This is a genomic window from Hymenobacter glacialis, from assembly GCF_001816165.1.
Taxonomy (GTDB): domain Bacteria; phylum Bacteroidota; class Bacteroidia; order Cytophagales; family Hymenobacteraceae; genus Hymenobacter; species Hymenobacter glacialis.
Window position 1 is genome coordinate 1 of sequence record NZ_MDZC01000124.1, and the last position, 522, is coordinate 522.

At 51.3% G+C, this 522-nt stretch carries 1 tRNA gene and 1 rRNA gene; both read left to right on the top strand.

Annotation, left to right across the window (positions count from 1 at the left end):
• Positions 1 to 92, top strand: a 16S ribosomal RNA gene (locus tag BEN48_RS17165); the annotation flags it as partial.
• Between the two features lie 100 nt (positions 93 to 192).
• Positions 193 to 266 (top strand) — tRNA-Ile (locus tag BEN48_RS17170).
• The last annotated feature ends 256 nt before the right edge of the window (positions 267 to 522 follow it).

The window sequence follows — 522 nt, forward strand, 5'->3', positions numbered from 1 at the left end:
CCGCAACGAAGCCAGTTAGGGTAGAACAGGTAACTAGGGCTAAGTCGTAACAAGGTAGCCGTACCGGAAGGTGCGGCTGGATCACCTCCTTTCTGGAGCAGTTCGACTCGTGAGTTCGCGGCGTGATACGCTTGCAATTACAACTTTACTGTTGTCTTTTCCTTCATTCAAATAATACTTGAATCCGAATACGGGCTTGTAGCTCAGGTGGTTAGAGCGCTACACTGATAATGTAGAGGTCCGTGGTTCGAGTCCACGCAGGCCCACTTGGTTTTGCCAGGTGGTCTGAAAAGTTCAGGATTCTGTGACACCGACCGACTTCGATAGGAAGTCAGTCACGACACTACTAAACACCAGAGTAGTACACGTTCTTTGACGTAAGGGGTAACAAAAACGAAGCGTAGCGCGCTTGTTCTCGCAAGAGAATGAGCAGACCCCAGCAATGGGGTCAGCGGTACGAAAGCGAAGTAAGCAAGAGCACACGGGGGATGCCTAGGGTCTCAGAGGCGACGAAGGACGCGA